This window comes from Arenimonas sp. (genome assembly GCF_041913985.1).
Classification (GTDB): Bacteria; Pseudomonadota; Gammaproteobacteria; order Xanthomonadales; family Xanthomonadaceae; genus Arenimonas.
This window is the reverse complement of record NZ_JAYSEG010000001.1, coordinates 105451-123943: the sequence shown is the minus strand read 5'-3', so window position 1 is coordinate 123943 and position 18493 is coordinate 105451. Positions and strand designations below refer to the sequence as shown.

At 71.3% G+C, this 18493-nt stretch carries 15 protein-coding genes and 1 pseudogene; 10 read left to right on the top strand and 6 right to left on the bottom strand.

The annotated features are described in order from the left end of the window. Positions 1 to 40 precede the first annotated feature (40 nt). Positions 41 to 2425 carry a penicillin acylase family protein gene (locus ACE3Q2_RS00635; RefSeq protein ID WP_374472001.1) on the top strand — a complete coding sequence of 795 codons (2385 nt, stop codon included), beginning with the start codon at positions 41 to 43 and terminating at the stop codon, positions 2423 to 2425. 157 nt (positions 2426 to 2582) lie between these two features. After that, positions 2583 to 3014, top strand: a complete 432-nt coding sequence (locus ACE3Q2_RS00630; RefSeq protein WP_374471999.1) for a hypothetical protein — start codon at positions 2583 to 2585, stop codon at positions 3012 to 3014. Between the two features lie 27 nt (positions 3015 to 3041). On the opposite strand, the gene dapE is transcribed toward ACE3Q2_RS00630, so the two are convergent. The 6 genes and pseudogenes from dapE to map form a co-directional block, all read right to left on the bottom strand. Then, the gene (gene dapE / locus ACE3Q2_RS00625) at positions 3042 to 4172 is read right to left on the bottom strand and encodes a succinyl-diaminopimelate desuccinylase (RefSeq protein ID WP_231698623.1); all 1131 of its coding nucleotides are present in this window, start codon (positions 4170 to 4172) and stop codon (positions 3042 to 3044) included. Then, complete coding sequence (locus tag ACE3Q2_RS00620; protein WP_231698622.1) at positions 4169 to 4528, bottom strand: Spx/MgsR family RNA polymerase-binding regulatory protein; 360 nt, start codon at positions 4526 to 4528, stop codon at positions 4169 to 4171. The genes dapE and ACE3Q2_RS00620 overlap by 4 nt, the downstream gene beginning before the upstream one ends. Positions 4529 to 4540: 12 nt before the next feature. After that, the gene (locus ACE3Q2_RS00615; protein ID WP_374471996.1) at positions 4541 to 6505 is read right to left on the bottom strand and encodes an alpha/beta hydrolase family protein; all 1965 of its coding nucleotides are present in this window, start codon (positions 6503 to 6505) and stop codon (positions 4541 to 4543) included. A 31-nt stretch (positions 6506 to 6536) separates the two neighbouring features. After that, a pseudogene (gene dapD / locus ACE3Q2_RS00610) lies at positions 6537 to 7349 on the bottom strand (2,3,4,5-tetrahydropyridine-2,6-dicarboxylate N-succinyltransferase); the annotation flags it as partial. Between the two features lie 37 nt (positions 7350 to 7386). After that, positions 7387 to 9981 (bottom strand): [protein-PII] uridylyltransferase, encoded by a 2595-nt coding sequence (gene glnD, locus ACE3Q2_RS00605; RefSeq protein ID WP_374472041.1) that lies wholly within the window; start codon positions 9979 to 9981, stop codon positions 7387 to 7389. Between the two features lie 46 nt (positions 9982 to 10027). Next, on the bottom strand, positions 10028 to 10804 hold the full coding sequence (gene map / locus ACE3Q2_RS00600) for a type I methionyl aminopeptidase (RefSeq protein WP_231698618.1): 777 nt from the start codon (positions 10802 to 10804) through the stop codon (positions 10028 to 10030). A gap of 254 nt (positions 10805 to 11058) precedes the next feature. On the opposite strand from map, the gene rpsB reads away from it, so the two are divergent. The 8 genes from rpsB to rseP all read left to right on the top strand — a co-directional run bounded on the left by rpsB (position 11059) and on the right by rseP (position 18449). After that, on the top strand, positions 11059 to 11898 hold the full coding sequence (gene rpsB / locus ACE3Q2_RS00595) for a 30S ribosomal protein S2 (protein ID WP_231698617.1): 840 nt from the start codon (positions 11059 to 11061) through the stop codon (positions 11896 to 11898). A gap of 100 nt (positions 11899 to 11998) precedes the next feature. Next, positions 11999 to 12874, top strand: a complete 876-nt coding sequence (gene tsf / locus ACE3Q2_RS00590) for a translation elongation factor Ts (protein ID WP_374471993.1) — start codon at positions 11999 to 12001, stop codon at positions 12872 to 12874. A gap of 131 nt (positions 12875 to 13005) precedes the next feature. After that, on the top strand, positions 13006 to 13731 hold the full coding sequence (pyrH, locus tag ACE3Q2_RS00585; RefSeq protein WP_231698615.1) for a UMP kinase: 726 nt from the start codon (positions 13006 to 13008) through the stop codon (positions 13729 to 13731). Positions 13732 to 13803: 72 nt separating this feature from the next. After that, positions 13804 to 14361 (top strand): ribosome recycling factor, encoded by a 558-nt coding sequence (gene frr / locus ACE3Q2_RS00580; protein ID WP_231698614.1) that lies wholly within the window; start codon positions 13804 to 13806, stop codon positions 14359 to 14361. A 14-nt stretch (positions 14362 to 14375) separates the two neighbouring features. Next, entirely contained in the window at positions 14376 to 15122 is a 747-nt protein-coding gene (gene uppS / locus ACE3Q2_RS00575) for a polyprenyl diphosphate synthase (protein ID WP_374471990.1), read from the top strand. Next, entirely contained in the window at positions 15119 to 15949 is an 831-nt protein-coding gene (locus ACE3Q2_RS00570) for a phosphatidate cytidylyltransferase (RefSeq protein ID WP_231698613.1), read from the top strand. The genes uppS and ACE3Q2_RS00570 overlap by 4 nt, the downstream gene beginning before the upstream one ends. Next, positions 15934 to 17118 (top strand): 1-deoxy-D-xylulose-5-phosphate reductoisomerase, encoded by a 1185-nt coding sequence (locus ACE3Q2_RS00565; protein ID WP_374471987.1) that lies wholly within the window; start codon positions 15934 to 15936, stop codon positions 17116 to 17118. Before ACE3Q2_RS00570 ends, ACE3Q2_RS00565 begins: the two co-directional genes overlap by 16 nt. Beyond that, positions 17115 to 18449, top strand: coding sequence for an RIP metalloprotease RseP (gene rseP / locus ACE3Q2_RS00560; protein ID WP_374471985.1), 1335 nt, complete (start codon positions 17115 to 17117; stop codon positions 18447 to 18449). Before ACE3Q2_RS00565 ends, rseP begins: the two co-directional genes overlap by 4 nt. Positions 18450 to 18493 lie beyond the last annotated feature (44 nt).

Below are 18493 nucleotides of genomic sequence, written 5' to 3'. Positions count from 1 at the left end.
ACATTCTTGGGGTTTCCCGCACCCGCCCCGGAGTTCGCCCATGCGCAAGGCCGTTCGTGTCGCCACCCGACTGCTGGCCGTGCTGGTCATCCTGGGGGTGCTGGCGCTGTTCTGGGGCCTGTGGGCGGTGCGTGGCAGCCTGCCGCTCATCGAAGGCGAGCTGGCCCTGCCCGGCCTGTCGGCGCCGGTCACGGTCAGCCGCGACGCGCTCGGCATCGCCACCATCGAAGCCGCCAACGAGGCCGACGCGGCCCGCGCGCTGGGCTTCGTGCACGCGCAGGAGCGCTACTTCGAAATGGACCTGCTGCGCCGCTCGGCGGCCGGCGAACTCTCGGCGCTGTTCGGCCCCATCGCCATCGAACGGGACAAGGAAATCCGCGTGCACCGCCTGCGCGCCCGCCTGGCCGAAAGCTACGCCAGCGTGGCCGGCGACCGCCTGCCGGTGCTCGAGGCCTACCGCGACGGCGTGAACGCCGGCGTGGTGGCGCTCGAGGCCACGCCCTGGCCCTACCTGCTGCTGCGCACCGAGCCGCAGCCGTGGACGCTCGAGGACACCGCGCTCGCCGGCTACGCCATGTTCTTCGACCTGCAGGACGAGTCGAACTCGCGCGAGCTGGCGATGTGGCGCATCCGCGAGGTGGTGCCGGCGCCGCTGTACGCGCTGCTGTCGGTGGACGGCAGCGAGTGGGACGCGCCGCTGGTGGGCGAGCCGCGCGGCAACGCCTTGCTGCCCGGCCCGGAAGAACTCGACCTGCGCCAGCTGCCCGTGCCGGCGCCGAACGGCGACTACGACGTCTCCGAGCCCGCCGCGCCCGGCAGCAACAACTTCGCCGTGTCCGGCCAGCGCACCGCCGACGGCCGCGCCATCGTCGCCAATGACATGCACCTGGGGTTGCGCGCGCCGAACCTCTGGTTCCGCGCGCGGCTGAAGTACGCCGATGCGCGCGCCCCCGGCGGCCAGGTGGACGTCAGCGGCTTCACCCTGCCCGGCATTCCCGCGGTGATCGTCGGCAGCAACGGCCACGTGGCCTGGGGCTTCACCAACAGCTACGGCGACTGGCTGGACTTCTACCGCGTCGAGTTCACCGACGCCGACAAGCTGAAATACCGCGTGCCGGAAGGCGAAGCCGCGCTGCGCGTGGACAGCGAGTGGATCGAGGTGAAGGGCGGCGAGCCGGTGGAGCTGAAGGTGCGCGAGACGCGCTGGGGCCCCGTCACCGTGGACCTGGACGACGGCAACGCCCTGGCCCTGCGCTGGACCGCGCAGCTGCCGGGCTCGCTCAACTTCGGCCTGGCCGACCTGGCCCATGCCGGCAACCTCGACGAGGGCCTCGCCGCGGCCGACACCGCCGGCATCCCGGCACAGAACCTGATGATGGCCGACCGCCACGGCCGCATCGCCTGGCGCCTGACCGCGCAGATGCCGCAGCGCGACGGCGACTGCGAACCCACCGCGCCGCTACGGCCGGAACAGGCCTGCCGCTGGAGCGGCTGGCTGCCCTCCACCGAAAACCCCAGCATCGTGGACCCCGCCGACGGCGTGCTCTGGACCGCCAACGCCCGCGTGGTGGACGGCGCTGCGCTGGCCCTGGTGGGCGACGCCGGCTACGCCAACGGCGCCCGCGCCCGGCAGATCCGCGACGCGCTGCGCGCCAGGCCCGTGCTCGACGAACGCGACCTGCTGGCGGTGCAGCTCGACGACCGCGCCTTGTTCCTGGCCCGCTGGCACGAGGCCCTGCAGGCCGAGGCCACGCGCAGCGGCAACGCCGACCTGCAGGCCCTGGCCGCCGCCAGCGCCGACTGGAGCGGCCACGCCAGCGTCGATTCCGCCGGCTACCGCATCGTGCGCGCCTGGCGCCTGGCGGTCATCGAGCGCATCCAGAACGGCCTGACCGCGCCGGCGCAGGCCGCGCTCGGCAAGGCCTTCGTGATGCCCGACCTGCCGCAGATGGAAGCCATCGCCTGGCCGATGCTGCAGCAGCGCCCGGTCCACCTGCTGCCGCGCAAGTTCGACAGCTGGGACGCGCTGCTGGCCGACGCCGCCGGCGACATCCGCGGCCAGCTTGAAGCCACCGGCCCGCTGGCCGAGCGCACCTGGGGCGAACGCAACACCGCGCGCATCTGCCACCCGCTGGCGGGCGCCCTGCCCGGCCCGCTGCGCGGCCCGCTGTGCATGCCGGCCGAGCCGCTGCGCGGCGACGGCAACATGCCGCTGGTGCAGGGGCCGGAGTTCGGCGCCAGCGAACGCATGGTGGTGTCGCCGGGCCGCGAGGCCGAAGGCTTCGCGCACATGCCCGGCGGCCAGAGCGGCCACCCGATGTCGCCGTTCTGGGGCGCCGGCCATGCCGCCTGGGTGCAGGGCGAGCCCACGCCCTTCCTGCCCGGCGAGGCCCGGTACGTGCTGGCCCTGCGTCCGAAAATGTGAGGTTGTTCACAGTTCCGCAGCAAGAACCTGACAGCCGTCACGATTTGCGCCATAAACGGACCACTGCCCGGTGCGCTCCGCCGGGCAGAGGACGGAGGGATCGCCGTCAGGGGGAGCGATCTACCACCCGGGTTTCCACTTCGGCGAGGTAGGTTGGATGGACATGTTGATTTCGCTGCTGGTGCATTGGCGCCGGCATTCCCTGCACAAGCAGGCCGCGGCCGTTCGCAAGGCCGTGCACGCCCTCGATGGCGCCCAGCGCAAGCTCGTCGTTGACCAGACCCTGGCCGAGATACAGGCCGCCGCGGTGCTGCCCCTTCCCCACCTGCATGGCGACAACGAGCCGGTGATGTACCGGCCCTGGAGCCCGGTGGCGGCGGTGGCGGCCAGCCGCGTGCGCGACCGCTCGATCCTGCTGCGCCAGCGGTCGATCGCGCTGTGGCTGGCGGTGGTCTACCACGAGACGCGGCAGTCGCCCGACGCCGGCCTGCAGGCCGTGCACCGCGAGGTGCTGGGCATCCTGCGCGAACTGCGCGACGCCCGGCCGCTCAACACCAGCGAGGCGGCCTGGTTCAAGGCCGCGGCATAACGGGACACCGGGGAGGAAGCGGGAGGCTCAGGCGAGAAGCAGGCGCTCGGCGATGGCTCGGTAAAGCGCGGGGAGGCGCGCGAGTTCATCAATGGCGACGCGTTCGTTGACCTTGTGGATGCTGGCGTTGATGGGCCCCAGCTCCACCACCTCGGCGCCGAGAGGCGCGATGAAACGGGCATCCGAGGTGCCGCCGCCGGTGTTTTCCTCGGGCACCACGCCCAGTTGCCCGCGCAGCACCGCGCGCGCGGCGGCGCGCAGCCGGCCTTCGCCGGTGAGGAAGGGTTCGCCGCCCCGGTGCCAGAGCAGGTCGTACTCAAGGCCGTGGCGGGCCAGCACGGCCTCGACCTCGGCTTCCAGCTGCGCCGCCTGCCAGCCCGGGTTGAAGCGGAAGTTGAACACCACCTCGCAGTGGCCCGGGATGACGTTGTTCGCGCCGGTGCCGGCATGGATGTTCGAGACCTGGAAGCTCGAGGGCGGGAATTCGGGGTAACCCTCGTCCCAGCGCCGCGCGCACAGCTCGGCCAGCGCCGGCATGGCCTGGTGGATGGGGTTGCGCGCCTTCTCCGGGTAGGCCACGTGGCCCTGGATGCCCTTCACCGTGAGCACGCCCGAGAGCGTGCCGCGGCGGCCGACGCGCAGCAGGTCGCCCAGCGCCTCCTTCGACGAGGGCTCGCCGGTGATGCAGTAGTGGATGGGCTGGCCGCTGGCCTTGAAGTGTTCGGCCACCCGGCGCACGCCGTCGATGGCGTCGCCCTCCTCGTCGGAGGTGAGCAGCAGGGCCAGGGTGCCCGGGTGGCCGGGGTGTTCCGCCACGAACTGCTCGGCGGCCAGCACGAACGCGGCCACGCTGCCCTTCATGTCGGCGGCGCCGCGGCCGTAGAGATAGCCGTCGCGCTCGGTGGGTTCGAACGGGTCGCTGTGCCAGGCCTCGCGCGGGCCGGGCGGCACCACGTCGGTGTGGCCCAGGAAACACAGCACCTCGCCACCGCTGCCGTGGGTCGCCCAGAGGTTGCGCACGGCGCCGAAGTCGAGCCGCTGCACCGTGAAGCCGGCGCGCCGCAGGCGCTCGGCCACCAGGTCCTGGCAGCCGGCGTCGTCGGGCGTCACCGAGGGGCGCGCGATCAGTTCGCGGGCGAGCGCCAGCACCTCGCTCACTTGCCCACCCCGAACCGCGCCTTGAAGGCATTGTCGGTGAAGCCCACGGTGACCACGCCGTCGGCCGTCACCACCACGGGGCGCTTCACCAGCGCCGGGTGTTCCTTCAGCAGCAGCGTCCATTCCGGATCGGAGCCGGGCGACTTGCGGCCCTCGGGCAGCTGGCGCCAGGTGGTGGAGGCCTTGTTGATGAGCTTGTCCCAGCCGCCCAGCTGCGCGGCCCAGGCCTTGAGCGTTTCCGCCGGCACGCGCTGGGCGCGGTAGTCGACGAACTCATGCGCCACGTCGAAGCGCTTGAGCCAGTTGCGCGCCTTCCTGCAGGTGTCGCAGTTGTCGAGGCCGTAGACCGTCACCATCCGGGAACTCCGTTATTTCGGGGCGGCACCGCCGAGATGACGGGCCAGGAAGGCCAACAGTTTGCCGTAGTACTCGGCGCGATGCTCCTCGGTGTAGAAGCCGTGGCCCTCGTTCGGGTAGTACAGGGTCTCCACCGGCACGCCGGCCTTGCGCAGGGCCTTTTCCATGCGCTCGGTGTGCTCCACGGGGGCCACCCGGTCTTCGCCGCCGGCGGCCAGGAACACCGGCACCGTGATGCGCTCGGCCAGGCGGTTGGGCGACACCTCGGCCAGGCTGCCGGCCTCGCCCACCCACTGGCGGTAGAAGACCGAGTTGGCGCGGCTGTCGCCGCGGCCCTCGCGCACCATCATGTCCAGGTCGTAAACGCCCACGTAGCCCACCGCGCAGCGGTAGAGGTCCGGCTCGCGCGCCACGCCCATCAGCGAGGCATAGGCGCCGTAGCTGCCGCCGTAGATGCAGACGCGCTTCGGGTCGGCGATGCCCTGCTCCGCCGCCCAGCGGGTGGCGTCGGTCAGGTCGTCCTGCATGGCCTTGCCCCATTGCCTGGCGCCGGCCTCGTGGAAGGCGCGGCCGTAGTTGCCCGAACCACGGAAGTTCACCTTCAGCACGGCATAACCAGCCCGGGCGAGCATCTGCGCCTCGGCGTCGAAGTGCGGGGTGTCGAAGACGCCGAAGGGGCCACCGTGCGGGTTCACCACCATCGGCAGGTTCTTGCCGTCGGAACCGGGCGGGAGGGTGAGGTAGCCGTGCAGCGGCAGGCCGTCGCGGGCCTTGAAGCTGACCGGGCGCACTTCGCCCATCTGCGCCGGGTCGATCCACTCCCGGCGGCTCAGCAGGTAGTTGGCCTTCTTCGTGGCCACGTCGAACAGGTAGAAGTCGCCCGGGTTGGTGCCGCTGGCCACCTGCACCAGGGCCAGCTTGCCGTCCCGCGTGGTGGACGTGACGTACACCCCCTGGCCGGCGAAGGCGGCCTGGAGCATCTTGTACAGGCGGGCTTCGGCCGAGGCGTCGTCGAAGAACTGCTGCTCGACCTTGTCGCCGATGAACTTGGCGCCCACGGGGATGTCCTGGTCGCCGAGCGTGTAGAGCATGGTGTACGGGTCGACCTTCTCGTGCTGCAGCAGCGGGCGGCGGCCACCCGCCACGGTGTCGAAGGCGACGACCTTGTCGGTGCCCTGGCGGTCCTCCACCAGCAGGTAGGCGGTGCGGTTGTCGGCGGCGAAGCCGACCGGGCGCTCGACGCGGCCGGTCTTGGACTGGTCGTTCACCAGCTGCCACTCGGCGTCGTCGCCGCTGCGGTGGTAGAGCATGCTGGCATTGTCGGCGCCGATGCCGTGGGCGAAACGCACCTGCCGGGCATGGTCCACCGTGAAATCGGCGTGCTGGACCGGCGCGCGGGTCACCGGGCGGCGCCGCCCGGTGCGCACGTCCAGGGTTTCGACGCGGGTGTAGGGGTCGTCGTGGAAGGGCCAGACCTCGATCAGCACGGTGTTCGGGTCGTCGGCCATGGTGGCGAGCAGGTAGGCCGCGACGTCTTCCTGCGTGCGGCCCTGGATGCGGGTGCCGGGGCCGTTCCCCTCGGCCCGGAAGCCCACCAGGTTCTTGATGTTCTTGCCGTCCGCGTCCACCGCGTAGATTTCACCGGTGGGGCTGGGCTCGTCGTCGGAGCCGAAGGCTTCGGCCATGCCCAGCAGCAGGCGGTCGTCGCTGACCCAGGAAAACTCGTCGATGTGGGTGTCCTTGCCCAGCGCGAAGCGCGCGGTCACGGAATTGTCGGCGCGCCGGAGCACCACCAGCCCGGTGCGGTCGCCCAGCGGCACGGTGGCCGCGTAGAACTCGCCGGTGGGCGAAATCTCGATGTCGGTGAAGCTGTCGAGCTTGGTGAAGGTGGCGACGTCCACCTGCGCGGACGCGGGGCCTCCCGCCAGCGAGGTTGCGCACAGCAGCCAGGCGGCGACACGGGACAGCTTCGACATGGGACCTACTCCGGGGTGGCCAGGGGAAGGGTCACTCCACGGCGCCGCGCAGCAGTTCGTTGACGGACGTCTTCGCGCGGGTCCTGGCATCGACCTGCTTGACGATGACGGCGCAGTACAGCGAGTACTTGCCGTCCGACGAGGGCAACGAGCCCGACACCACGACGCTACCCGCGGGAACCCGCCCGTAGGTGACCTCGCCGGTCATTCTGTTGTAGATCCGGGTGGACTGGCTGAGAAAAACTCCCATGCCGATCACGCTGCCCTTCTCCACCACCACGCCTTCCACCACCTCGGCGCGGGCGCCGATGAAGCAGCCGTCCTCGATGATGGTGGGGCTGGCCTGCAGCGGCTCGAGCACGCCGCCGATGCCGGCGCCGCCCGAGATGTGGCAGTGCTTGCCCACCTGGGCGCAGCTGCCCACGGTGGCCCAGGTGTCGACCATGGTGCCGGCGCCGACGTAGGCGCCGATGTTCACGAAGCTGGGCATCAGCACCACGTCCTTGCCGATGTGCGCGCCCGAACGCACGATGGCGCCCGGCACCACGCGGGCGCCCAGGTCGCGGAAGTCGCCCTCGTCGAAGTGGTCGAAGCGCAGCCGCACCTTGTCCCAGTAGGGCGCCGGGAAGCCTTCCATCATCTGCATGTCGTTGACGCGGAAGTAGAGCAGCACGGCCTTCTTCAGCCACTCGTTCACCTCCCACTTGCCGCCGTGCGGCGCGGCGACGCGCGCCTTGCCCGACTCGAGCAGGGCGATGGCCTCCTCCACCGCCGGCCGGGTGGAACCGTCGATCTCGGCGGTGGTGAGCGTGGCGCGGCGTTCGAATGCGTCCTCGATGATCGCCTGCAGCTGCTCGGTGCTTGCCTTTTTCCTTGCCATTTCAGTGTTCTCCATCCACGCCGGCCACGATGGCCGCGCGCAGTTCGTCCAACAGGGCCTGGTCGCCGACCGGCTGGTCGCGCTCGTCGGTGAGCAGGAAGAAGTCCTCCACCTTCTCGCCGAAGGTGGCGATGCGGGCGTCGTGCACGCGCAGGCGGAACTTGCGCAGCACCTGGGCCACGCCCGCCAGCAGGCCGGGCTGGTCGGTGCAGACCAGGCTCATGCGCGTGTGGCGGCCGTCGGCCGAGAGGTCGAAGTCGACCCGCGCCGGCACCCGGAAGTGGCGCAGTTGGCGCGGGGCCGCGCGGCGCGGCGGGCGCACCCTGGCCGGGTCGCGCAGCGCCGCCTTCAGCGCCGCCTCCACCGCCGCCGGCTCGGGCGCGTGGCCCTGCGGCGCGATCAGCTGGAAGTTGTCGAGCGCATGGCCGTCGCTGGAATTGAGCACGCGCGCCTCGAGCACGTTCAGGCCGAGGCGGTCGAAAGTGGCTACCAGCGCCGCGAACAGGCCGTCGCGGTCGGGCGTGCGCACGAACACCTCCAGCCCGCCGTCCTGCAGGTGCGGGCGCACCATCACCAGTGTTTCCGCGCCGGCCGAGCCGGCGATGCCACGCGTCTGCCAGGCGATCTGCTCCGGCCGGTAGCGCAGGAAGCCCACGTCCGGGTAGGCGGCCCAGATGCGCCGCACCTCGGCCTCGTCCAGGCCTTCGCCGAGCAGGCGCTCCAGGGCCACGGCGCGGGTTTCGGCCATGATCTCGGTGGCGTGCACCGGGTTTTCCAGGCCGCGGCGCAGGGCGAAGCGGGTGGCCGCGTACAGGTCGGCCAGCAGCCGGTCCTTCCAGGCATTCCACAGCTTGGGGCTGGTGCCGGCGATGTCGGCGCAGGTCAGCAGGTAGAGGTAGTCCAGGTGCTCGCGGTCGGCCACCTTGTTGGCGAAGCGCGCCACCACCTCCGGGTCGGAAATGTCCTGGCGCTGCGCCGTCACCGACATCAGCAGGTGCTGCTCGACCAGCCAGGCCAGCAGGTCGGCGTCGGCCTGCGGCAGCGCGTGCGCCGCGGCGAATTCGCGCGCGTCCACCGCGCCCAGCTCGGAATGGTCGCCGCCGCGGCCCTTGGCGATGTCGTGGAACAGGCCGGCGAGCAGCAGCAGGTGCGGCTTGCGCAGCCGCGGCAGCACTTCGTGGGCGATGGAGAAACGCTCGTCGGCGCGGCGCGCGAAGCCGTCCATGTGCGCGAGCACGGTGAGCGTGTGCTGGTCCACCGTATAGACATGGAACAGGTCGTACTGCATGCGCCCCGACACCTTGCCGAAGGCCGGCAGGTAACGCGCCAGCACGCCCAGCCTGGCCATGCGGGTGAGCGTGGCCACGGCCCGGGGCGACTGCATCAGCTCGATGAAGCGCTGGCGCAGGTCCGGCGGCTGCTCGGGATAAGGCCGGATGGCGCCCAGCGACTCACCCAGCGCGCGCGCGGTTTCCGAATGCAGTCCGCGCGCGTCGGGCAACGCGTCCCAGGTGGCCAGCAGCTCGAGCACCGGGCCCAGGCCCTCGCGCAGGCGCGCCGGTTCGGCCATGGCCAGGTAGCCATGGCGCAGCTCGTAGCCCTCGCCCGCCGGCACCGGCGCCTCGCGGCCCGAGAGCTGTTCCTCGAAGCGCTGCAGCAGGCGGTCGTTGATGCGCATCACCGTGGCGGCGCTGCGGAAGAAGCCCTGCATCATCTGCTCGACCGCCAGGTTGTCGCGGCGCTCGTCCTTCAGGCCCAGCATGGTGGCCAGGTTCTTCTGGTAGTCGAAGCCCAGGCGCTCCTCGCGGCGGCGCGCCAGCAGGTGCAGGCCGAAGCGCAGGCGCGCCAGCACCCGCCATTCGCGCTCGAGGCTGGCGCATTCGTCCTCGCCCAACAGGCCCAGCGGCACCAGGGCGCGCAGGCCGGGCACGCCGTACAGGCGCATGCCCATCCAGGTCACGGTCTGCAGGTCGCGCAGGCCGCCCGGGCCTTCCTTGATGCTGGGCTCGAGGTTGTGGGCGGTGTCGTGGAAGCGCGCGTGGCGCTGGCGCTGCTCGGCGCGCTTGGCCTCGAAATAGGCGGCCGGCGGCCAGAGCGCGGGCGGCGCCAACGCGGCGGCGAGCGCGACCGGCGCGGCCGGGTCGCCGGCGAGCACGCGGCATTCCATCAGCGCGGTGAGCACGGTGATGTCCTCGCCCGCCGCCTCGACGCACTGCGCCAGCGAGCGCACGGCCTGGCTGGTGTGCAGGCCGGCGTCCCAGAGCAGCGAGAAGAAGCGGCCGATGGCGGATTCGTGCGCCTTTTGCACGCCGGGCTCGCCCAGCACCAGCAGGTCGAGGTCGGACTGGGGGTAGAGCTCGCCGCGGCCGTAGCCGCCGGTGGCCAGCAGGTCCAGCCCGGGGCCGTCGGGCAGGCAGCGGGCCCAGGCCGAGCGCACCACCTCGTCGGCGGACTCGCAGCAGCGGGAGATCAGCCGGTCGATGGCCTCCCCGGCCTCGAAGCGCTGGCCCAGCTCGGCCCGGCTGGCGGCCAGGCCGGCCTTGGCGGCCTCGCGCCAGGCGGCATCGTCCGTGGCCGCGGCCAGGCGGGCCGCCAGGGTCGGTTCGTCGGGGGTCGGGGCGGCGCTCACCGGCCGGCCCCGGTCACAGCTCGTTGTCGTCGCCGGGCAGGCGGGTCAGGATCTCGACGCCGTCGTCGGTCACCACCACCGTGTGTTCCCACTGCGCCGACAGCGACTTGTCGCGGGTGACCACGGTCCAGCCGTCGCCCAGGAGCTTGGTGTGGCGGGCGCCCTCGTTGATCATCGGCTCGATGGTGAAGGTCATGCCCTTCTGCAGCACCACGCCGGTCTGCGGCTGGCCGTAGTGCAGCACCTGCGGCTCCTCGTGGTAGATCCTGCCGATGCCGTGGCCGCAGTACTCGCGCACCACCGAGAAGCGCTCGCCCTCGGCGTACTTCTGGATGGCGTGGCCGATGTCGCCCAGGGTGGCGCCCGGGCGCACCGCGCGGATGCCGCGGAACATGGCCTCGCGGGTCACTTCCACCAGCCGGCGGGCCTTCACGCTGGGCTCGCCGACGAAGTACATGCGGCTGGTGTCGCCGTGCCAGCCGTCCTTGATGACGGTGACGTCGATGTTGATGATGTCGCCGTCCTTCAGGACCTTGGCGTCGCTGGGGATGCCGTGGCAGATGACGTTGTTGACCGAGGTGCAGACCGTGGCCGGGAAGCCCTTGTAGCCGACGTTGGCCGGGATGGCCCCCTGCACGTTGACGATGTGGTCGTGGCAGATCCGGTCGAGCTCGGCGGTGGTCACGCCGGGCTTCACGTGGGGGGCGACGACCTGCAGCACCTCGGCGGCCAGGCGGCCGGCCACGCGCATGCGCTCGATGTCCTCGGGACTCTTCAGGGTGATGTGCATGGCGCGATTATCCCTCAGTTGCGGCCAATTGGGCCAGCGGGCTATACTCCCGCGGCTCGAAACCCCGGTCCACCGGGCTTCGGCCGCCCACGCCGGGCGTCACCGGCGAATACACACACCAGGCCATCCCCCGTCCCGGGGTGCCCCGGAACCACGGTTCCAGGGTTCGAGACGGCAGCCTGGTGGAGGCCCAACCCCGGAGCTTCGAAGCCGCCAGAGCGCGGCCGGCTCCCTGTCGTGAAAGGAATACAAGAATGTCCCAGGTCACCATGCGCCAGATGCTGGAAGCCGGCGTGCACTTCGGCCACCAGACCCGCTACTGGAACCCCAAGATGGGCCCGTACATCTTCGGCGCCCGCGGCAAGATCCACATCATCAACCTGGAAAAGACCCTGCCGCTGTTCCAGGACGCGATGAACTTCATCTCGGCCATCGCCCAGAAGCGCGGCACCGTGCTGTTCGTCGGCACCAAGCGCTCGGCCCGCGAGTCGATCAAGGAAGAAGCCGTGCGCTGCGGCATGCCGTACATGAGCATGCGCTGGCTGGGCGGCACCCTGACCAACTTCGCCACCGTGAAGAAGTCGGTCGCCCGCCTGAAGGAGCTCGAGGCCGCCGAGACCGACGGCACCTTCGAGAAGCTGGTCAAGCACGAGGTGCTCACCCTGCGCCGCGAGCGTGACAAGCTGGAAGCCTCGCTGGGCGGCATCAAGGAAATGAGCCGCCTGCCGGACGCCCTGTTCGTGATCGACATCGGCCACGAGAACATCGCCGTGCAGGAAGCCAAGAAGCTCGGCATCCCGGTGATCGCCGTGGTCGACACCAACTACGACCCGAACCTGGTGGACTACGCCATCCCGGGCAACGACGACGCCATCCGCGCCGTGCAGCTGTACGTGCGCGCCGCCGCCGACGCCGTGCTCGAGGGCAAGGCCGCCTCGCCGCAGGCCCACGTGGCCGCCGACGACTTCGTCGAGCTCGACGCCGAGGGCAACCCGGTCGCCAAGGAAGACAAGAAGGCCGCCCCGCGTGGCCCGCGCGCCCCGCGCGACGACGCCAAGCGCGCCCCGCGCCGCCCGGCCGGCGACAAGCGCTAAGCAACATCCGCGTCATGCCGCGGCGCCAGGCTGCGCCGCGGCTCCCCATTCGCGCGTGCCGGCCCGCCGGCGCGCCCAATCAATCCAGTTGGAGATACCCATGGAAATCACGGCTTCCCTCGTGAAAGACCTGCGCGAGCGCACCGGCGCCGGCATGATGGAGTGCAAGAAGGCGCTCACCGAGAACAAGGGCGACATCGACGCCGCCGCCGAGTGGCTGCGCAAGCAGGGCCTGGCCAAGGCCGACAAGAAGGCCGACCGCGTCGCCGCCGAGGGCCGCATCGTCGCCGCCTCCGAGGGTGGCAAGGCCGTGCTGGTCGAGATCAACTCCGAGACCGACTTCGTGGCCAAGGACGACAACTTCGTCTCCTTCGCCAACGCCGTCGCCCAGGCCGCCCTGGCCTCCGGCGCCGCCGACATCGACGCCCTGAAGGCCGCCAAGCTGCCGTCGGGCGAGACCGTCGAGGAAGCCCGCGCCGCCGTCATCGCCAAGGTCGGCGAGAACGTGCAGGTGCGCCGCATGGCCAAGGTCGACAGCGCCAACCACGTGGCCGCCTACATCCACGGTGGCCGCATCGGCGTGCTGGTCGAGCTCAAGGGCGGCGACGTCGAGCTGGCCCGTGGCATCGCCATGCACGTGGCCGCCATGAACCCGCCGTACAACAAGGCCGCCGACGTGCCGGCCGAGTTCCTGGCCAAGGAAAAGGAAATCGAGCTGGCCAAGATGTCCGAGAAGGACAAGGCCAAGCCGGCCGAGATCCTCGAGAAGATCATCAGCGGCAAGGTCGCCAAGATCGTCAACGAAGTCACCCTGTACGGCCAGCCGTACGTGCTCAACACCGACCAGTCGGTCGAGCAGGCCGTGAAGGCCGCCGGCGCCGACGTGGTGCAGTTCCAGCGCCTGGCCGTCGGCGAAGGCATCGAGAAGGTGGTCGAGGACTACGCCGCGGAAGTGGCCAAGGCGATGGCGGTCTGATCCACCGCCCCGCCCGGCGACAACCCGGCATGGAGAAACCCGCGGGCAACCGCGGGTTTTTTCTTGCGCCGCCGCCGGCCCGCGCGCCGATCGGCTAGAATCCCGCCGTTTGCCCTGCCACCGGAGAGACCATGAGCGCCCAGCCCCTGAAGTACCGCCGCATCCTGCTCAAGCTCTCCGGCGAAGCCCTGATGGGCAACGAGGACTACGGCATCGACCCGAAGGTCATCCAGGCCCTGGCCGCCGAGATCGTCGAGGCCCAGCGCGCCGGCGCCGAGATCGGCCTGGTGATCGGCGGCGGCAACATCTTCCGCGGCGCCGGCCTGGCCGCCGCCGGCATGGACCGGGTCACCGGCGACCACATGGGCATGCTGGCCACGGTCATCAACGCCCTGGCCATGGCCGACGCGCTCGAGAAGGCCGGCGGCTTCGCCCGGGTGATGAGCGCGATCAAGATCAACGAGGTGTGCGAGGACTACATCCGCCGCCGCGCCATCCGGCACATGGAGAAGGGCCGCATCGCCCTGTTCGCCGCCGGCACCGGCAACCCCTTCTTCACCACCGACTCGGCGGCCGCGCTGCGCGCCAGCGAAGTCGGCGCCGACCTGCTGCTCAAGGCCACCAAGGTGGACGGCATCTACGACGCCGACCCGAAGAAGAACCCGGCCGCCAAGCGCTACGACCGCCTCACCTACGACGACGTCATCGCCCGCAACCTGCAGGTGATGGACACCGCCGCCTTCGCCCTGTGCCGCGACAACAGGGTGCCCCTGCGCATCTACGACATGATGCAGGCCGGGGCGCTGATGCGGATCCTGCGCGGCGAGCCGCTCGGCACCCTCGTCGACGCCGGCTGAGCGCCCCACCGGCCCAACGCCTATAATCCCGGGCCTGCCCCGGAACCCAGCCAGACACACGCGGAGCCCGCGATGCTCAACGACATCAAGAAAGACGCCCAGACCCGCATGACCAAGTCCGTCGAGGCCTTCCGCCACGAACTGACCAAGCTGCGCACCGGCCGCGCCACCACCGCCCTCGTGGACCACCTGAAGGTGAACTACTACGGCTCCGACATGCCGCTGACGCAGGTTGCCACGGTGTCGGTCGCCGATGCCCGCTCGCTCACCATCACGCCCTGGGAAAAGGGCATGGTGGCCGCGGTCGAGAAGGCCATCCTGGCCTCCGACCTGGGCCTGACCCCGAACACCGCCGGCACGGTCATCCGCATCAACCTGCCGCCGCTGACCGAGGAGCGCCGCAAGGAGCTCTCCAAGCACGTGCACGGCGAGGGCGAGAACGCCAAGGTCGCCATCCGCAACGTGCGCCGCGACGCGATCCAGCACGTCAAGGAACTGCTCAAGGAAAAGCAGGTCACCGAGGACGACGCCCGCCGCAGCGAGGAAGAGATCCAGAAGCTCACCGACAAGCACGTCAAGGACGTGGACGAAGTGGTGAAGGCCAAGGAGCAGGAGTTGATGGCGGTTTGAGCCAGGCCGCCCCGATGACCGCCGCGCCCCCGCAGGGCCGCCTGCCCCGCCACCTGGCCGTCATCATGGACGGCAACGGGCGCTGGGCGCAGCGCCGCAACCGCCCGCGCACGCTCGGCCACCGCGCCGGCGCCAAGGCCGTGCAGGTCTGCGTCGACTTCTGCCTCTCGCGCGGCATCGAGGCGCTCACGCTGTTCGCCTTCTCCAGCGAGAACTGGAACCGCCCCGAGGAAGAAGTCGGCGCGCTGATGAAGCTGTTCCTGCGCATGCTCGACAGCGAGGTCGGCGAACTCAACCGCCGCGGCGTGCGGGTGGCCTTCATCGGCGACCGCGCCGGTTTCCCCGAAGCCATCCGCGAACGCATGGCCCTGGCCGAGGCGCAGCACCCCGCCGACCAGAAGCTCGTGCTCACCATCGCCGCCGGCTACGGCGGCCGCTGGGACATCACCCAGGCCTGCCGCAGCCTGGCCGCCGACGTGGCCGCCGGCCGGCTGGCCCCCGGCGACATCACCGAAGCCCTGCTCGACAGCCGCATCGGCCTGGCCGGCCTGCCCACGCCCGACCTGTTCATCCGCACCGGCGGCGACCTGCGCATCAGCAATTTCCTGCTCTGGCAGCTGGCCTACACCGAGCTGTGGTTCACCGAGACGCTCTGGCCCGACCTCAGCGACGAGGTCCTGGACGCCGCCCTGGCCGCCTTCGCCGACCGCGAACGCCGCTTCGGCCTCACCAGCGCCCAGGTGGCCGGGGGCGCGACGTGAGCCGCCGCCAGCGCATCACCACCGCCCTGCTCCTGGCCCCGCTGCCGGTGCTGGCGGTGCTGTTCCTGCCCACGCCCTGGCTGGCCGCGGCGCTGGCCCTGGTGCTGCTGGCCGGGCTGTGGGAATGGACCGCCTTCGCCGGCATCCACGACCGCCTGCCGCGCGCCGCCTTCCTCACCGCCAACGCGCTGCTGATGGCGGCGCTGATCTGGGGCGGCGGGCCCAGCCTGTTCACGCTCAAGCTGCTGAGCCTGGTGGGCGTGCTCTGGTGGGTGGCCGCGGTGCCGCTGTGGCTGGCGCGGCCGGCCTTCGCCAGCGCCGACACCGCCGCCAACCGCGCCCTGAAGCTGATGGCCGGCACCTTGGGCATCGTCCCGGCCTGGTGCGCGCTGGGCTGGCTCCACGCCGAAGGCCCGCTGGGCCCGCGCTGGACGCTTTACGCCCTGCTGGTGGTCTGGATCGCCGACAGCGGCGCCTATTTCGCCGGCTCGAAGTTCGGCAAGCGAAAGCTGGCCCCGTCGATCAGCCCCGGCAAGACCTGGGAAGGCGTGTACGGCGGCCTCGCCGCCACCGCCCTGCTGGCCGTGGCGGGCTTCCCGCTGCTGGGCCTGGGCTGGACCTCGCTGCCGGCGCTGCTGGTGGCCACGCTCCTGGTGGCCGGCGTCTCGGTGGTGGGCGACCTGTTCGAAAGCCTGATGAAGCGGCACTCCGGCGTGAAGGATTCCGGCGCCCTGTTCCCGGGCCACGGCGGCCTGATGGACCGGCTCGACAGCATCCTGGCCGCGCTGCCGGTGTTCGTGGTGGCCAAGGCATGGCTGGGCCTCTGAAAACGATCGCGCTGCTGGGGGCCACCGGTTCGATCGGCGGCTCCACCCTCGACGTGGTGGCCCGGCACCCGGACCGCTTCCGCGTCGGCGCGCTCAGCGCCAACGGTCGCGTGGACGAGCTGCTCAGGCTCTGTGCCCGCTTCCGCCCCGACGCGGCCGTAGTGGCCGATGAATCCGCCTGGCCCGCCCTGTGCGACGGCCTCGCCGCCCTGGGCCTGCCCACCCGCGCCCTGGCCGGCGCGGCGGCCCTGGACGAAGTGGCCGCCGACCCGGCCAACGACACCGTGGTGGCGGCCATCGTCGGCGCCGCCGGCGTCGCCTCCACCCTGGCCGCCGCGCGCGCCGGAAAGCGCCTGCTGCTGGCGAACAAGGAATCGGTGGTGCTGGCCGGCGACCTGCTGCTGCAGGCCGCGCGCGAAGGCGGCGCCACCATCCTGCCGGTGGACAGCGAACACAACGCCATCTACCAGTGCCTGCCGGCCGACGGCGGCCGACAGGGCGTGCGCCGCCTGCTGCTGACCGCCTCGGGCGGCCCCTTCCGCGGCCGCCGCCGGGCCGAACTGGAAGGCGTCACCCCCGACCAGGCCTGCGCGCACCCGAACTGGTCCATGGGCCGCAAGATCTCGGTCGACTCCGCCACCCTGATGAACAAGGGCCTCGAGGTCATCGAGGCCCGGCACCTGTTCGGCCTGCCCGCCAGCCGCATCGAGGTGGTGGTGCACCCGCAGAGCGTCATCCACTCGCTGGTGGACTACGTGGACGGCTCGGTGCTGGCCCAGCTGGGCAACCCCGACATGCGCACGGCCCTCGCCTACGGCCTGGCCTGGCCCGAGCGCATCGATTCCGGCGTGGCCCCGCTCGACCTGGCCGCCCTCGCCCGCTTCGACTTCGAGAAGCCCGACCTCGCCGCCTTCCCCTGCCTGGGGCTGGCCTACCGCGCGCTGGAGGCCGGCGGCGCCGCGCCCGCCGTGCTCAACGCCGCCAACGAGGTCGCCGTTTCAGCCTTCCTTCAGGGCAAACTGGGCTTCCTTGGCATTCCGGACCTGATCCAGGCCTGCCTCGACGCCCACCCGGGCGGACCGGCCGACTCCCTGGAGCAGCTGTTGGAAACCGACGCCGAGGCCCGGCGCCTGGCCGGTGACCTGATCGCGAGGATGCGGCGCCCATGACGGAATTCTTCGGCTCGGTTTGGTGGCTCATCGTGAGCCTGGGCATCCTGGTCACCTTCCACGAATTCGGCCACTACTGGGTGGCCCGCCGCTGCGGCGTGCGCGTGCTGCGCTTCTCGGTCGGCTTCGGCCGGCCGCTCTGGACCCGGGTCGGCAAGGACGGCACCGAATACGTGGTGGCCATGCTGCCGCTGGGCGGCTACGTGAAGATGCTCGACGAGCGCGAGGTCGAAGTGGCCCCGCACGAGCGCCACGAAAGCTTCAACGCCAAGACGGTCTGGCAGCGCATCGCCATCGTGGCCGCCGGCCCGCTGGCCAACCTGCTGCTGTGCATCGCCCTGCTGTGGCTGATGTTCGTGATCGGCAAGCCCGACTTCCAGCCCGACATCGGCCGCGCCGAGGGCATCGCCGCCGAGGCCGGCTTCCAGCCGGGCGACCGCCTGCTGGACGTGGCCGGCCGCCCCACCCGCACCTGGACCGAGGCCGGCATTGCCCTGGCCACCGCCGCCATCGACCGCGAATCCACCCCGGTGCGCGTGCGCACGGCCGGGGGCGAGGAGCGGGTTCGCATCCTGCCCCTGGACCGCCCGGGCCTGCAGGTGAGCGAGGAGCGTCCCTTCACCGACCTGGGACTGCGCCCGTCCTGGCCGCCGGTGGTGGGCAGCGTGGCGCCGGATTCGGCCGCCGAGGGCAAGCTGCAGGCCGGCGACCGCCTGCTGGCGATCAACGGCGAGCCGGTGCGCAACTACGACGAAATCGGCCCCCTGCTCCAGCGCCTGGCCCGGCCGGACGCCGAGCTGGCGATCCGCGTCAGCCGCGCCGGCGCCGAAACCACCGTGTCCGTGGCCCCGCGCCAGGCCGAGCGCGACGGCCAGGCGGTGTGGCAGCTGGGCATCCTGGCGGCCGCGCCGGTGGAAGACGCGATGCTGCGCTTCGGCCCGCTGCAGGCCCTGCCGGCGGCGCTGGCCGAGACCCGGCAGATGACCTCGGACGTGGTCGGCATGCTCTGGCGCATGGTCACCGGCCAGGCCTCGCTGAAGAACATCTCGGGCCCGATCACCATCGCCCGCGTCGCCAACGGCAGCGCCAGCCTGGGCCCGGCGTGGTTCCTGAATTTCCTCGCCGTGCTCTCGCTGAGCCTTTTCATCATGAACCTGCTGCCCATCCCTGTCTTGGATGGGGGGCACCTGCTGTATTACCTTATCGAATTGGTCAAGGGCAGCCCGGTCGGCGAGCGTGGTCTCGTGGCGGGCCAGTACATCGGCCTGGCCCTGCTGGCCGGCCTGATGGGACTGGCCTTCTACAACGACATTCTCCGCCTCGGTTCCTGACCTCCACCCTTTGCGCGGCCGTTCCCCGCCCGCCTTCCACGGAT

What these genes read in the sequence shown, in the direction of transcription:
- ACE3Q2_RS00635 (WP_374472001.1), top strand. Translation starts at nt 41, where the DNA reads ATGCGCAAGGCCGTTCGTGTCGCCACCCGACTGCTGGCCGTGCTGGTC.
- ACE3Q2_RS00630 (WP_374471999.1), top strand. Translation starts at nt 2,583, where the DNA reads ATGGACATGTTGATTTCGCTGCTGGTGCATTGGCGCCGGCATTCCCTG.
- ACE3Q2_RS00620 (WP_231698622.1), bottom strand. Translation starts at nt 4,528, where the DNA reads ATGGTGACGGTCTACGGCCTCGACAACTGCGACACCTGCAGGAAGGCG.
- ACE3Q2_RS00615 (WP_374471996.1), bottom strand. Translation starts at nt 6,505, where the DNA reads ATGTCGAAGCTGTCCCGTGTCGCCGCCTGGCTGCTGTGCGCAACCTCG.
- map (WP_231698618.1), bottom strand. Translation starts at nt 10,804, where the DNA reads ATGCACATCACCCTGAAGAGTCCCGAGGACATCGAGCGCATGCGCGTG.
- rpsB (WP_231698617.1), top strand. Translation starts at nt 11,059, where the DNA reads ATGTCCCAGGTCACCATGCGCCAGATGCTGGAAGCCGGCGTGCACTTC.
- tsf (WP_374471993.1), top strand. Translation starts at nt 11,999, where the DNA reads ATGGAAATCACGGCTTCCCTCGTGAAAGACCTGCGCGAGCGCACCGGC.
- pyrH (WP_231698615.1), top strand. Translation starts at nt 13,006, where the DNA reads ATGAGCGCCCAGCCCCTGAAGTACCGCCGCATCCTGCTCAAGCTCTCC.
- frr (WP_231698614.1), top strand. Translation starts at nt 13,804, where the DNA reads ATGCTCAACGACATCAAGAAAGACGCCCAGACCCGCATGACCAAGTCC.
- uppS (WP_374471990.1), top strand. Translation starts at nt 14,376, where the DNA reads ATGACCGCCGCGCCCCCGCAGGGCCGCCTGCCCCGCCACCTGGCCGTC.
- ACE3Q2_RS00565 (WP_374471987.1), top strand. Translation starts at nt 15,934, where the DNA reads ATGGCTGGGCCTCTGAAAACGATCGCGCTGCTGGGGGCCACCGGTTCG.
- rseP (WP_374471985.1), top strand. Translation starts at nt 17,115, where the DNA reads ATGACGGAATTCTTCGGCTCGGTTTGGTGGCTCATCGTGAGCCTGGGC.